The 14,439-nt window shown below is 60.0% G+C and carries 14 protein-coding genes; 9 read left to right on the forward strand and 5 right to left on the reverse strand.

The window, feature by feature from the left end; translation table 11 throughout:
• Window positions 1-26: 26 nt before the first annotated feature.
• Both K1567_RS07210 and K1567_RS07215 read right to left on the reverse strand, forming a co-directional pair.
• Window positions 27-362, reverse strand: a complete 336-nt coding sequence (locus K1567_RS07210) for a hypothetical protein (RefSeq protein WP_034096620.1) — start codon at window positions 360-362, stop codon at window positions 27-29.
• 74 nt (window positions 363-436) lie between these two features.
• Window positions 437-673, reverse strand: a complete 237-nt coding sequence (locus tag K1567_RS07215) for a glutaredoxin family protein (RefSeq protein WP_034096619.1) — start codon at window positions 671-673, stop codon at window positions 437-439.
• A gap of 167 nt (window positions 674-840) precedes the next feature.
• Between K1567_RS07215 and K1567_RS07220 the strand changes: the two genes are divergently transcribed.
• Window positions 841-2,571, forward strand: a complete 1,731-nt coding sequence (locus K1567_RS07220; RefSeq protein ID WP_034096618.1) for a monovalent cation:proton antiporter-2 (CPA2) family protein — start codon at window positions 841-843, stop codon at window positions 2,569-2,571.
• Here K1567_RS07220 and K1567_RS07225 read toward each other — a convergent pair.
• On the reverse strand, window positions 2,558-3,766 hold the full coding sequence (locus K1567_RS07225; RefSeq protein ID WP_040266256.1) for an ammonium transporter: 1,209 nt from the start codon (window positions 3,764-3,766) through the stop codon (window positions 2,558-2,560). The genes K1567_RS07220 and K1567_RS07225 overlap by 14 nt on opposite strands.
• 346 nt (window positions 3,767-4,112) lie before the next feature.
• Between K1567_RS07225 and K1567_RS07230 the strand changes: the two genes are divergently transcribed.
• The 8 genes from K1567_RS07230 (at window position 4,113) to K1567_RS07265 (ending at window position 12,923) form a co-directional block, all read left to right on the forward strand.
• Window positions 4,113-4,427, forward strand: a complete 315-nt coding sequence (locus K1567_RS07230) for a YqjD family protein (RefSeq protein WP_220698288.1) — start codon at window positions 4,113-4,115, stop codon at window positions 4,425-4,427.
• A 3-nt stretch (window positions 4,428-4,430) separates the two neighbouring features.
• A complete protein-coding gene (locus K1567_RS07235) occupies window positions 4,431-4,820 on the forward strand; it encodes a phage holin family protein (protein WP_034096615.1) in 390 nt (129 codons plus the stop codon).
• Window positions 4,817-5,158 (forward strand): hypothetical protein, encoded by a 342-nt coding sequence (locus K1567_RS07240; RefSeq protein ID WP_034096614.1) that lies wholly within the window; start codon window positions 4,817-4,819, stop codon window positions 5,156-5,158. The genes K1567_RS07235 and K1567_RS07240 overlap by 4 nt, the downstream gene beginning before the upstream one ends.
• 104 nt (window positions 5,159-5,262) lie before the next feature.
• Window positions 5,263-6,426, forward strand: coding sequence for an EAL domain-containing protein (locus K1567_RS07245; protein WP_034096613.1), 1,164 nt, complete (start codon window positions 5,263-5,265; stop codon window positions 6,424-6,426).
• A gap of 71 nt (window positions 6,427-6,497) precedes the next feature.
• Window positions 6,498-7,829 (forward strand): deoxyguanosinetriphosphate triphosphohydrolase, encoded by a 1,332-nt coding sequence (locus K1567_RS07250; protein WP_034096612.1) that lies wholly within the window; start codon window positions 6,498-6,500, stop codon window positions 7,827-7,829.
• A 170-nt stretch (window positions 7,830-7,999) separates the two neighbouring features.
• Entirely contained in the window at window positions 8,000-8,395 is a 396-nt protein-coding gene (locus tag K1567_RS07255) for a response regulator (protein ID WP_034096611.1), read from the forward strand.
• Window positions 8,396-8,652: 257 nt separating this feature from the next.
• Window positions 8,653-9,279 (forward strand): response regulator transcription factor, encoded by a 627-nt coding sequence (locus K1567_RS07260; protein WP_034096610.1) that lies wholly within the window; start codon window positions 8,653-8,655, stop codon window positions 9,277-9,279.
• Window positions 9,280-9,287: 8 nt separating this feature from the next.
• The gene (locus K1567_RS07265) at window positions 9,288-12,923 is read left to right on the forward strand and encodes a transporter substrate-binding domain-containing protein (RefSeq protein WP_169903272.1); all 3,636 of its coding nucleotides are present in this window, start codon (window positions 9,288-9,290) and stop codon (window positions 12,921-12,923) included.
• Between the two features lie 25 nt (window positions 12,924-12,948).
• Here the strand turns inward: K1567_RS07265 and K1567_RS07270 are convergent, their stop codons facing one another.
• Window positions 12,949-13,431 (reverse strand): GAF domain-containing protein, encoded by a 483-nt coding sequence (locus K1567_RS07270; RefSeq protein ID WP_034096608.1) that lies wholly within the window; start codon window positions 13,429-13,431, stop codon window positions 12,949-12,951.
• Window positions 13,428-14,318, reverse strand: a complete 891-nt coding sequence (locus K1567_RS07275; RefSeq protein WP_034096607.1) for an ATP-binding protein — start codon at window positions 14,316-14,318, stop codon at window positions 13,428-13,430. Before K1567_RS07275 ends, K1567_RS07270 begins: the two co-directional genes overlap by 4 nt.
• Window positions 14,319-14,439 lie beyond the last annotated feature (121 nt).

Consider the following 14,439-nt stretch of genomic DNA (forward strand, 5'->3'; position numbering starts at 1 on the left):
GAGCGGGATCGAGCCTAGGGCGGATCTCAGGCCTTGGCCAATTCAGCGCGCAGGATCGGCGAGGCACTGGCCGCTTCGGTGAACTCCTTGAGCCAACGCAACACGTCCACCGCCTCCCAACGCCCCGGATCGTAGAGGGCGTACAGCAAGCCTTGGTAACCCACCACGTCCAACTGCTTGTGATAGCCGGCACGCTGAAACAGCGCTTCGATCTCGGCAAAGCAGGTATTGAAATGCACTTTGTTGAACGGCGTCTTACCTTCCGTGACCAGACCGTCCAGGCGCAGCTCGTTCACCGCATCGCGCACGATGTCGGCGGACATGCGATTGACGCTGCTTTTCAGTTGTTCAACATTCACCACGGGCGTTCCCTCTATTCCATCGCTGTACAAACATACAGTAGCGTAATATTTGGAAACCCGCCATCGCCACGACGTCAGAGAAGGAAGGCGACCACCTGGTCGGTGTCGAACGGCCAGTCCAGTTCCGCCCCCGTGTCTACCCGTCGAAGCACCGGAATCCGTAGGCCGTAGACCTCGGTCAAGTCCTCGGGATCGGTGATATCCACCAACTCAACCTGCAACCCATGTTCGACGAGCGGCATGATTTCGGCTTCGGCAAACTCACACAGGTGGCAACCCAGGGTGCCGAACAGCTGGCATTCAGGAAGCATGACGAATGGGCCTGATCAGAATAAGGTGGGTCATTCTAAGCCTGCTTACCGAGGGTGGCGAGTTGTGCATGCCGCCCCAAAAAGACCTGACCCAAGTCACCATGGCCTATAACTGATTCAGCCATTCTCGCGGCTTTTTGTCAGCTGACCCTGTAACGGAGAGGTTTGTGTTCGCCAACCTGCTGATCATTCTGGCGTCATCCCTGGTGGTGATCGCCCTGTTTCGCCGGCTGCAATTGCCGCCCGTGTTGGGCTATCTGTGCGTAGGCCTGGCCGTGGGGCCCACCGCGCTGGATTGGGTGAACGATAGCGAAGAGCTGCCCGATCTCGCCGAGCTGGGGGTAGTGTTTCTGCTGTTTTCCCTGGGCCTGGAATTTTCCCTGAACAAGATGCTCGCCCTGCGCCATGTGGTGTTTGGCCTGGGCAGCTTGCAGGTACTGGGGTGCGGCGCGCTGCTGGGGGCCACATTGATGCTACTGGGGGTGGCGCCCGGAATTGCGCTGTTGCTCGGCGCGGGGTTGGCGCTGTCGTCCACGGCCATCGTCAGCAAGGAGTTGGGCAGCCTTGGCGAGATTTTCAGCAGCCATGGCCAGAATGCGATTGGCGTGTTGCTGTTTCAGGACGTGGTCGCAGTGTTACTGCTGACGCTGGTGCCGGTGTTCGCCGGCAGCAGCGATCAGGCCTGGTACCTGGCGTTGCCGCTGACCTTGGGCAAGACCGTGGTGCTGTTTATCGGCCTGCTGCTTGCCAGCCGCTGGCTGTTGCCGCGCCTGTTCCGTGAGGTCGCCGCGTCCCACTCGGCGGAGCTGTTTGTGTTGCTGGCCCTGGTGATTGTGCTACTGACCGCTTGGCTCACCCATTTGCTCGGCCTCTCCCCTGCCCTGGGCGCGTTCCTGGCCGGGATGTTGCTGGGTGAAAGCCATTACCGCCATCAGATCGAAGCGGATATCCGACCATTTCGCGACATCCTGCTGGGCTTGTTTTTCGTCAGCATCGGCATGCTGATCGACCTGCAATTGTTCCTCAGCCACAGCCTGTTGATCCTCGGCATGACCCTCACGCTGATGCTGATCAAGGGGTGCGTGGTCGCCGTGCTGGTCAAACTGCGCGGCAGCGACATGGAAACCGCCTGGCGCAGCGGCCTGGCCCTGGCTCAGGGCGGCGAGTTCTGCTTCGCCTTGATGGCACAGATGCAGCAGAGCCGGCTGATCCCGGATCAATTCAACGGCCTGCTGCTCGCCGCAACGTTTTGCTCGATGCTGCTCACCCCCCTGCTATTGCGCGCCGCGCCGGCCATCGCCCTGCGCCTGCATCGCAAACCCAATCAGCAGGTGCAACTGGAGACCATCACCGCGCTCAATGCGCAGCTGCGCAACCATGCGGTGATCTGCGGTTACGGGCGCGTCGGACAGTCCATCGGGCGCTTTCTGCGTCGCGAGCAACAAGCATTCATCGCTCTGGATGATGACCCGGAACGGGTTCAGGAAGCGGCGACCGAAGACAGCAGCGTGCATTACGGCGACTGCCGGCGCGGCGCCCTGCTCAGCGCAGTGGGCATAGAGCGCGCGCGATTGGTGGTGATTGCTGTAGATAACAGCGATGTCGCGCTGGTGGTGCTTAAAGAGGCGCGCCGTATCAACGCCCAGGTGCCGATCCTGGTGCGCACCCGCGATGATAGCCAGTGGGCCGAACTGAAAGCAGCGGGCGCCACTGAAGTGGTGCCCGAGTTATTGGAGTCGAGCCTGATGCTCGCCTCCCACGCCTTGCTCCTGCTGGGCCTGCCGGATCAACAGGTGCAGGCGCGCGTTGATGAAGTGCGGCAAAACCGCTATCGCCTGCTGCACGGCTTTCACGCACCGCCCAGCGACAACGATGAGGCGCCGATCAATCCTGACTGACCGCACCGATCTTGTGGATCGACAGGTCCGCGCCGTAGTACTCCTGCTCCTGGCTCAGACGCAGCCCGTGCACGCGCTTGATCACGCCGTACACCAACAGGCCGCCGCCGAACGCCACCGCCACACCGAGGGCGGTGCCGATCAACTGGCTGGCCAGGCTCACGCCGCCCAGCCCGCCAAGGGCCGTCTGGCCAAAGACCCCGCAGGCAATTCCACCCCACACGCCGCACAGGCCATGCAACGGCCACACACCCAGCACGTCGTCGATTTTCCAGCGATCCTGGGCCGCGATAAAACACCACACGAACAAACCGCCGGCCACCACGCCGGTGACCAATGCGCCCACCGGGTGCATCAGGTCGGAACCAGCACAGATCGCCACCAATCCGGCCAACGGCCCGTTATGCAGAAAACCAGGGTCGTTGCGACCGATCACCAGGGCAGCCACGGTGCCGCCGACCATCGCCATCAGCGAGTTGACCGCCACCAGACCGCTGACGCCGTTAAGGGTCTGCGCGCTCATCACGTTAAAGCCAAACCAGCCGACGATGAGAATCCACGAACCCAGCGCCAGGAACGGAATGCTCGACGGCGCGAACGCCACCAGCCGCCCCTCGCGATAGCGACCGTTGCGCGGGCCCAGCAGCAACACCGCCGCCAGCGCCAGCCAACCGCCCATGGCATGCACCACCACCGAGCCGGCAAAGTCATGGAAACCGGCACCGAAAGTGCTGAGCAACCAGGCCTGCAGACCGAAATTACCGTTCCACACCAACCCTTCGAAAAATGGGTAAATGAAGGCCACGATCAACGCGGTGGCGCACAACTGCGGCGCGAATTTCGCACGCTCGGCAATGCCCCCGGAGATGATCGCCGGAATTGCCGCGGCGAATGTCAGCAGGAAGAAGAACTTCACCAGACCGTAGCCATGATCGGCACTGATCACCGCCGCCGGCTGCATAAAGCTCACGCCGTAGGAGATCCAATAGCCTATAAAGAAGTAAGCCAGGGTCGAGATCGCGAAATCGCTGAGGATCTTCGACAGCGCGTTGACCTGGTTTTTCTGACGCACCGTACCGACTTCCAGAAACGCGAAGCCGGCGTGCATGGCCAGGACCATGACCGCGCCGATCAGAATAAACAGGGTGTTGGAGCTATGGACGAGGGTGTCCACCGCACTTTGTAGAGTGTCCATGGAAGCTGGCAGGCCTGTACTCAGGGCAAAAAGCACCAAAGCGGTTCAAGCCAGAAATCCGCGCACTAAATTGGAACCGGCGGAACCACCCCTCTGTTGGGGGCATGAACCGCTTTAGCGCAGCGAACATCACAATAGGCCGTTGCCGACAGGGTTTTTCCGCGGGTTTAAGTGTTTTAGGGTAAGGTTTTTCAAGGCATTGGCCTCGACCGCCCGGATTCAGCGCAGGCCGTGGGGCCCGCGCACCAAGCCAAAGCAAAAGCTGTACCAGGCAATCGCAATGAACCTTCACCGACGCCGGTGACTCGAAACCACACGCACCGATCAGCCAATCACGGAGATACCCATGGCCAGAACCACTGCAAAGACTGCTCAAGAAATACTGATGGCGGATTTTCAAACCCTGGTCAGCGACACCGAAAAGTTGCTGGACGACACCGCTATCCTCGCCGGCGACCAGGCCGATGAACTGCGCAGCAAGATTCACGAGAGCCTGCTCAAGGCCCGTGAAACCCTGCAATTGACCGAAGACTCCCTGCGCGAACGCTGCCAGGCGGCGGTCACCGCAACGGAAGATTACGTGCAGGCCAACCCTTGGCAGTCCATCGGTATTGCCGCCGGCGTGGGCTTTCTGATCGGTCTGCTGGCTACAAGGCGCTAAATTATGTCTATCGGCGAAAGTGGCTCGTCTACGGGCGCAAGTTCTACCTCACGACGCCTGGGCGCTGCCGTTCTAGGCTTGCTGCACAGCCACGTCGAACTGTTCGGCATCGAGTTGCAGGAACAGAAAGCCCGCACCGTCAGCCTGCTGCTGTTCGCAGGCCTTGCCCTGGTGTTCGCTTTGCTGTTGCTGGTGGGGTTGTCGACTCTGGTGATGATTCTGGTGTGGGACACCGGCTACCGCCTGACAGGGATCATCTGCCTCTGCGTGTTTTATAGCCTGGCTGCCGCGTTCTGCGGGGTACGCTTGAAAGCCGCGGTGTTCGATGAATCCACACCGTTCCATGCCACCCTCGAAGAGTTGGCCAATGACCGGGAGCGCCTGCTGCCATGAGCCTGACTGAAGTTCCGCAATCCACCACCCGGCGAGAAATGCGCAAGGCCTTGATCCGCCTGCGCATGGAAATGCACCGCCAGGAAATCCGCCACGAATCCCAGCAGTTGCTCACGCCCCTGCATAAGATGCGCGACATGCGGCATAACTGGCAGGAGAACCTGGGCATCAAGCACGCGCCGCTGTGGGGCGTGGCGGCGGTGACGCTGATGGGCTTCCTCACTGGCAAGGGCGCCAAGGGCGGCAGTATCAGCAGCGTGACGCGTCTGGTGCGCCTGGGTGCGGGTTTGATCCCGTTGATCAAACTGGCCATGCAAGGGCGTTCGCGCAAAGACTGAGCTGCGCCGGCCCTCGCTGGCTGCATTCTTGCTAACAGAATCGGCCCGGCCTCTTGTTCACGAGGGGCGGGCCTTTTTTTCGCCACCTCTCTTAAGGAGGCCTTGTGATCGACGGGCAACCGCTCGCCTGCTTCCAGCCTTTCATCGATACCGCCACCGGCCGCATTGCCGGCGTGGAAGCCTTGGGTCGCCTGCGCCTGGCTGACGGTCGCCTGCAGTCCGTAGGCCCGCTGTTCGCCGACCCGCGTACCTCCGGCGTAGCTCTGCGACGACTCGACCGGCAGCTGCGCGATAACGCCCTGAGCCGGTTGCATGAGGCGCCTGAAGACTGGTTCCTGAGCCTGAACATCTCACCGCGCTGGATCAACCGCCTGCGTCCGGGCCAGCCGTTGCCGAGCCTGAAACAGATCCACAGCCACGGCGTGGACCCGCAGCGCATCGTGTTCGAGATCACCGAACTGGGGGGCGACATCAGGCGCCTGGCAGAGGTTGTGGCGCGCTACCGTGAGGCGGGCGCGCGGATCGCAATCGATGACTTCGGCGCCGGCTATTCCCAGCTGGACCGGGTGCTCGCGTTGCAACCGGACATTCTCAAACTAGACATGCGTCTGTTTCAGGAGGCCGCGCGCGGCGGGCCAAGCAGCGAGGTGGTGCGCGCGTTGGCACAAATGGCGGAAAAGACCGGTTGCTGGATCATCGCCGAAGGCGTGGAAACTGAAGCGCAACTGAACTTCGCCCTGGAGTGCGGCGCCCGCTACGTACAAGGTTACTTGTTTGCCCAAGCCCAGTTGGACTGGTTCGCCACCGACGCCTTCGTGCCACGCTTTGCTCAACTGCGCACCGCATACGTCCAGCAGAAGTTGGCGGAACGCGGGCGCATCATGCAGTTGCGCCAGCAAATGGCCGAGCTGATGAGCATCCTGCAAAGCTGGGCCCAGGCCAAGGCACCGTTGAGCCAGTTACCGCAATTGCCCGCATTCCCCTGGCTGCTGCGCTTTTATCAGTGCGACCGCCACGGCACCCAACTGACGCCCAATTTCGAGTGGCGCCAGGACGCCTGGCAGAGTGATAGCCGCTACCTTGGCCACAACTGGTCGTGGCGGCCGTACTTTTATCATCTGCTCGCCGAAGGTTGGGAGGAGCGCCGCTTGACGCTGTCTTCGACCTACCGCGATGCCACCACCAACCAGTACTGCCTCACCGCCGGACAATTCTTCGATAACGGTCAGCGCTTACTGTTAATCGATATCGACGCCGCCGGCCTGTAGATTTTCGCTTGCCCCGCCGCGGCGGAACCGGGAAGCTGGGCGGGTCATTCACCGCACGGAGAGTACCCGCCTTGGATTGGCCCACCCTGCTGACCCGCGAACGTCTTGGAAAACCACTGCACAGCCCGGAAGAATTGGGCCGCAGCCCGTTCCATAAAGATCACGACCGCATTATTTTCTCCGGCGCGTTTCGTCGCCTGGGTCGCAAGACGCAAGTGCATCCCGTGTCGAGCAACGACCATATCCACACCCGTTTGACCCACTCGCTGGAAGTCAGCTGCGTCGGCCGCTCCCTGGGTATGCGCGTGGGCGAGACCCTGCGCAGCGCCCTGCCCGACTGGTGCGATCCCAGCGACCTGGGCATGGTGGTGCAGTCGGCCTGCCTGGCCCATGACATCGGTAACCCGCCGTTCGGGCACTCAGGCGAAGACGCTATCCGCCACTGGTTTCAACAAGCAGCCGGCCGCGGCTGGCTGGACGACATGAGCAGCGCCGAGCGCAATGACTTCCTCAACTTCGAAGGCAATGCCCAAGGCTTTCGCGTGCTCACTCAATTGGAATACCACCAGTTCGACGGCGGCACGCGGCTGACGTACGCCACCCTAGGCACCTACCTCAAATACCCCTGGACTGCCCGCCACGCCGACTCCCTGGGCTACAAGAAGCACAAGTTCGGCTGCTACCAGAGCGAGTTGCCGATTCTGGAACAGATCGCCCACAAACTCGGACTGCCGCAACTGGAGGACCAACGGTGGGCGCGTCACCCGCTGGTTTATCTGATGGAGGCCGCGGATGACATCTGCTACGCCTTGATCGACCTGGAAGACGGCCTGGAAATGGACTTGCTGGAGTACGCCGAAGTCGAGTCGTTGCTGCTCGATTTGGTGGGCGACGACCTGCCGCAAACCTACCGTCAATTGGGGCCGCAGGACTCACGCCGGCGCAAACTGGCGATCCTGCGCGGCAAGGCCATCGAGCACCTGACCAACGCCGCGGCGCGCGCGTTCGTCGATCAGCAGGATGCTTTGCTGGCCGGCACCCTGCCCGGCGATCTGGTCGAACATATGCACGGTCCGGCCAAACGCTGTGTGTTGGACGCCAAAGACATGGCGCGCAAGAAAATCTTCCAGGACAAGCGCAAGACGCTGCACGAAATCGGCGCTTACACCACCCTGGAAATTCTCCTGAATGCGTTCTGCGGCGCCGCACTGGAGCAACATGGCGGGCGCACGCCGTCCTTCAAGAACCGGCGCATTCTCGACTTGCTCGGCAACAACGCACCGGACCCGGCATGGCCACTGCACACGTCGTTCCTGCGCATGATCGACTTCATCGCCGGCATGACCGACAGCTATGCCACTGAAATGGCACGAGAGATGACCGGTCGCTCCAGCCCTCAATAACCGCCCGATCAAGCCGCCTGCCGATTGAGCAGAATCTGCCTACACACGGAACAGAGCGGCCTGATCGAATTCGCACAGATACACGGGGAATAATCGCGCCCGCTCCGGGCACAGTCATCGAACAGCTCCTACATGCCCCCCTTCGACGCTTGACTCATCGTGTACTTTTTATGCCCAGTAACCCTCTTTGCATCCTGTTGGTGGAGGATCATCCTTTTCAACTGCTCGCCACTCAGTGTCTGCTTCGCAGCTTCGGCTTCGAGCGGCTGACACCATGCGAAAACGCCGCGCAGGCCGTCCATCTGATGACCCAGGCGCACATGCCTTTCGACATCCTTCTGTGTGATCAATGCTTGCCCGATCTACCGGGTCTGGAGCTGATTGAAATCGCCAGCCGTCAACGCTTTATCAACGCCGCTATCCTGCTCAGCGGGCTGCCCATCGCAGAGCTGTCGGCGTTGCATGTTCAGGCACTGGAGCGTGGTTTGCCCATGCTCGGTTACTTGTCAAAGCCATTGAACAAAGAAGAACTTTCACAGTTGCTCTTTCCATTACCCGCCTTATAAAAACAAGTCTTGCAACCCTGTAGACCGACCAAGATCATGACACCTAGTCCTTCTAATCACCTGATGCCTGGATTAAACCGAAATAACAGCGAAACGTTGTCATCTCGCTTCACAAATCCTTAGCAACCAGTAGGCTTTTACCTTTTTTGATGTAGGAACTTTCCTGTTTTATATTTGCTCCCCCTCCACTTCATGCTCCTGCATCCGCTTCTGAGCTAATGTGCCCGCTTTATTTGCACTTGCACGGAAACGTAAACATGAACACCGTTTTTATAATTGATGATCATCCGGTTATAAGGCTCGCCATCCGAATGTTGTTGGAGCACGAGGGCTACAAAGTAGTGGGCGAAACCGATAATGGATGCGACGCCATACAAATGGTCCGTGAGTGCCAACCGGACCTGATCATTCTGGATATCAGCATTCCAAAACTCGACGGGCTTGAAGTGCTCTGCCGCTTCAATGCCATGAACACTTCAATGAAGACCTTGGTGCTGACGGCTCAATCCCCAACCCTGTTCGCCACCCGCTGCATGCGCTCGGGCGCCGATGGCTATGTGTGCAAAGAAGGGGATCTGAGCGAGTTGCTCAGCGCCATCCGTGCCGTGTTATCAGGTTACAACTACTTTCCCAGCCAGGCTTTGAATGCCAATGGGGCGGACACCACGGTTTCAAAGGAACTTGAACTATTCAAAGCGGTAAACGATCGCGAACTGATGGTATTGCAACTTTTTGCACAAGGGCGGACTAACAAGGAAATCGCCAAAGGTATGTTCTTGAGTAACAAAACAGTAAGCACCTATAAAAAGCGGCTCATGCAAAAACTTCAAGCCAAGTCCTTGGTAGAACTTATCGAGATGGCAAAACGAAACGCGCTAGTGTGAGAAAGCGGATGCCCAGGCGTATAAAGGACTATCTGATTTTATTGAGTGCCGGTTTGTGCTTCAGCATTGCCGTGCCTGCCGCCCCTCCAACGGGCCCGGAATATTTCAATTTATTGAGTCGTGCAGGCTCGGTACAACTGGAAACCCACCTGAACAAGGCTCAACGCCAATGGCTGCAGAACAAACGCGAACTGGTACTGGGCACTGCGGCCCCTGACTACCCCCCTTTTGATCTCACCTCCAGCGGCCGCGATTACGAGGGCCTCACCGCCGACTACGCCGGGCTGCTGGCCAAGGCGCTGGCATTGCCGATCAAAGTGGTGCGCTACCCCTCCCGAGAGGCGGCCATTCGCGCCCTTGAGTCCGGGGAGATCGACTTGCTGGGCTCTTCCAACGGGTTCGAAGCCGCCAACCCCAACCTCACCCTGTCAGAACCCTACGCGGTGGATCAACCGGTGCTGGTCACCCGCGAGGGCGAAACGCGCAGCCTCAGCGAGGGCTTGGCGGGGATGCGCCTGGCCCTGGTCTATCACTACTTGCCTCTGAGCGAAGTGGAAAAGCTCTACCCCAACGCGGTCATCCGCGCCTATCCCTCTTACCAGAATGCGTTGAATGCAGTGGCATTCGAACAGGCGGACGTGTTTCTCGGCGATACCATTTCCACCCATTACCTGATCAACAAGGGCTACCTGAAGAACGTGCGCATGGCCAATTTCGGTAAGCACGAAGCCTACGGCTTCAGCTTTGCCCTGCCGCAGCACCAGCACATCCTGCTGAGCATCGTCGACTCCGTCCTGATGGCTGTGCCCATCTCCGAGCGAGAAACCATTGCCAAGCGCTGGAGTGCCGGCAGTGACATTCTGTTGACCGATCAGAAGCTGCAACTGACCCCGCGCGAGGAGCGTTGGCTGAAAGACAACCCAGTGGTCAAAGTCATCGCGAACGAAACCTTCGCACCGCTGACATTCTTCGATGCAGACGGCAACTTCCGCGGCATCACCGCCGACCTGCTGGAACTGATTCGCCTGCGCACCGGCTTACGCTTCGAGATCCAGCGCGGACGCAATGTGAACGAGATGATCGAGCAGGTGGAGGCCGGCGAAGCAGATGTCATCGGCGCGATCGCCCCCAGCCTGCAACGCGAAGGACAGTTGAACTTTACCCGCCCCTACCTGGAAAACTCCTACGTCATGTTGACGCGCAAGGAAGACCAGGCGCCCACCAGTCTGGAGCAAATGGCTGGCAAACGCGTGGCGGTAACTCAAGGCAGCCCGCCGATCAAATTCCTGCGCGAGCACTTTCCGCAGATTCAACTGGTAGAAACGGGGGACACGTTCAAGGCAACCGAACTCCTTGCACAAGGCCATGTGGAGGGTGCGGTCAATACCCTGGTGGTCGCCAACTATTTCCTGTCTTCACCGATATTCCAAGATAAGGTCCAGACCAGTTTCAGCATTGGCACCACGCCGGCCACCTTTGCCTTGGCAACGTCCCGGGGGGCCACCGAACTCAGCTCGATTCTCGACAAGGCTCTGCTCAGCATCGCTCCGGACGAGCTGGGGGTGATCAACAGTCGCTGGCGCGGCTATACCGCCGCCTCCGACAGCTACTGGCGCAATTATCATCAATTGATTGCGCGCATCATCATCGGCACCGGCCTGTTGCTGCTGATTTCCCTGACCTGGAACGCCTACATGCAGCGCCAGATCAAGCACCGCAAAATGGCTGAGCGCGCTCTCAATGACCAGTTCGAATTCATGCGCGCCCTGGTCAACGAAACGCCGCACCCAATTTACGTGCGCGACCGCAAGGGCCTGCTGCAGACCTGCAACGACAGCTACCTGCAGGCGTTCGACGTCAAGCGCGAAGAGGTGATCGGCAGGAGTGCGATGCAGATCAGCACCGCCATGGCGGAAGAGGCCGCGCAATACCACGCCGATTATCAGCGTGTGGTGGCTGAGGGCAACCCGCTGATCCTGGATCGCGCCCTGCACATACGCGGTAAAAAACTCACGATCTATCACTGGATCTTGCCGTATCGCGATTCCGTCGGCGAAGTCCAGGGCATCATCGGCGGCTGGATCGACATCAGCGAGCGACGCCAATTGTTCGACGAACTGCGTGCCGCCAAAGAACGTGCGGACGAGGCCAATCGCGCCAAAAGTACGTTCCTGGCGACCATGAGCCATGAAATCCGCACGCCCATGAACGCAGTGATCGGCATGCTCGAATTGACGCTCAAGCGCGCGGACCAGGGCCACCTCGACCGCCCCGCCATCGAAGTGGCCTATAACTCGGCCAAGGACTTGCTGGAGTTGATCGGCGACATCCTCGATATCGCGCGGATCGAATCCGGCCGCCTGAGCCTGGCGCCGGAACGTGTAAACCTGCGGGAAGTGATCGAATCGGTGGTACGTGTGTTCGACGGCCTGGCCCGCCAGAAAACCCTCAGCCTGATACTGGAGTTCAAGACTGACCTGGACGACACCGAAGTGTTGATCGACCCGCTGCGCTTCAAGCAGGTGCTGTCGAACCTGATCAGTAACGCGATCAAGTTCACCGAGCGCGGTCAGGTCAAAATCAAGGTGGACGTGCTGCCCACCGATCTTGCCCAGCAAGTCGAGATGAAACTGGTAGTGGAAGACACCGGCATCGGCATCAGCCGCGACGATCAGATGCGCTTGTTCGAACCCTTTGCCCAAGCCGACAACTCTGGGCAACTGGCCAGGAGCGGCGCCGGCCTGGGTTTGGTGATCTGCCGCAGCCTGTGCGCCATGATGGGCGGGCAATTGAGCCTGAGCAGCGTGCCCATGGTCGGCACCCAGGTGCACGTGAACCTCAAGATGACACGCCTGCAGCCTGAGCTGGCCGAGGACGAACACCAACCCGAAAGGCCGACCACCGCGCCAGTGCTCAATGTGCTGGTGGTGGACGATCATCCGGCGAACCGCCTGTTGATGTGCCAGCAACTCGGCTATCTAGGCCATCAGTTCACCGCAGCGCAAAACGGCGCGGCGGGTTTCCAGGCCTGGCGTCAGGAGCGTTTCGACCTGGTGATCGCCGACTGCAATATGCCCATCATGAATGGCTATGAACTGAGTCGTTCGATCCGCGAATACGAACAGCGTGAAGGCCTGACGCCCTGTGTGGTACTGGGCTTTACCGCCAACGCCCAACCCGAGGAGAAGCAACGTTGCGCACAGGCTGGCATGAACGATTGCCTGTTCAAGCCCATCAGCCTCACGGCTCTGGAACGGCATTTGGCGCAGATCGGCACGCACCCTGCCGACCAGATCCTAGACCTCGGTAATTTCGAGGCCCTGACCGGCGGCGATCCACAGATGAGCCGACGCCTGCTGGAAGAACTGCTCAACAGCAGCCGCCAGGACCGTCAGGAGCTGATCGCCCTGATGAACGCGCAGGCCTCCTATGAGCAGATCACCGAACAGGCCCACAAGATCAAGGGCGCCGCCCGCATCGTTCAGGCCAATGCGCTGGCGTCACAGTGTGAAACCCTCGAACAGGCCTGCGGCCGCGGCGATGATCGGCCTTCGATCGACGCCGGTGTGAAGGCCCTCGAAAAGCTGATGCTGGAGTTGGAGAGGATGCTGCAGGTGCAGCTTCATGCGCTGGATAACCCATAAGGGGGCGGGTCCGCCCCCTATGGCATCAGCAGTCGGTCAAGCGCAGAAAAATCGCCGCCAATTGCTCGATGCCCTGCTGGTCCTGTTGGGTAAAACGGGCCATCAAAGGGCTGTCGAGGTCAAGAACACCAATCAATTGGCCGTTCTTGACCAGCGGGACCACCAGCTCACTGTTGGAGGCGCTGTCACAGGCAATATGCCCAGGGAAGGCATGCACATCCTCGACGCGCTGGGTTTGGCGCGAGGCTGCTGCAGCACCGCAGACGCCCTTCCCGAACGGAATACGCACACAGGCGATCTGCCCCTGGAACGGGCCGAGCACCAGTTCTTCATTGCGATTGAGGTAAAAACCAGCCCAGTTCAAGTCATCCAGTTGGTTGAACAGGAACGCAGAGAACTGGGCACTGTTGGCGATAAAGTCGCGCTCATCGGCCAACAGCGACTCCAGCTGCGCGCAGAGCATGGCATAGCCATCCAGGCCTGTACCGGCGTGTTGCAAATCGATCATGGTTGACGCTCCAACAATTTGAGGCCCACCCAGTAACGGGCGAATTGATACGCGCAACGTCCGTTGCGGTTGCCGCGCCCGGTGGCCCAGCGCACGGCGAGAATATCGAGCGCTTCGTCACGCTGCCATTGCAAACCGGCTTTGCTGGCCAGTTCGCCGATCCAATGCTCCACCACATCCAGGAAATGTTCCTGGGTGAACGGGTAGAACGACAGCCACAAGCCAAAGCGGTCGGACAAGGCAATCTTGTCCTCCACGGCTTCGCTGGGGTGCAGTTCGCCGTCCACGCGCTTCCAGTTATCGTTGTCGCTCTGGTTTTCCGGCACCAAATGGCGACGGTTGGAGGTGGCATAGAGCAGCACATTTTCCGGCGCCTGTTCCAGGGAACCGTCCAGCACGCTTTTAAGCACGCGGTAGTCGCCCTCTCCGGCTTCGAACGACAGATCATCACAGAACAGGATAAAGCGCTGCGGCAGTTTGAGCAGTTGCTCGACCACACGTGGCAGATCGGCCAAGTGATCACGCTCGATTTCGATCAGGCGCAAACCGGCGTTGGCATGCTGGGCCAGCAGGGCACGCACCATGGACGACTTGCCGGTGCCGCGCGAACCCCACAGCAGCGCATGGTTGGCGGGCAGGCCGTCGAGAAACTGCTGAGTATTGCGCGCCAGTTGCTCGCGCTGCTTGTCGACGCCGATCAAGTCGGACAGGCGCATGTCCAGACTGACCTCCAGCGGCAACAGAAACCCGGTGCGCCCCTCGCGTTGCCAGCGCGCGGCCAGGCACTGGTTCCAGTCGATGGCCTGTCGGGGCGCTGGCAGCAGGGGTTCCAGGCGGGCAAGTACTGCATCGGCCCGCTCAAGAAAGGCATTCAATCGAGAATCCACGATTATTCCTCTGGCAAGTTCTTGCAAAAGATGGCGTATTGGCAACCCTGCGACAGACCGCAAGGGGCTGCGTATAAAACGATTCATGCCGGGCAGGCCAGAGCCTGTGGATGTTCAGCTA

Source organism: Pseudomonas sp. S5F11, from assembly GCF_019641515.1.
GTDB lineage: Bacteria > Pseudomonadota > Gammaproteobacteria > Pseudomonadales > Pseudomonadaceae > Aquipseudomonas > Aquipseudomonas rhodesiae.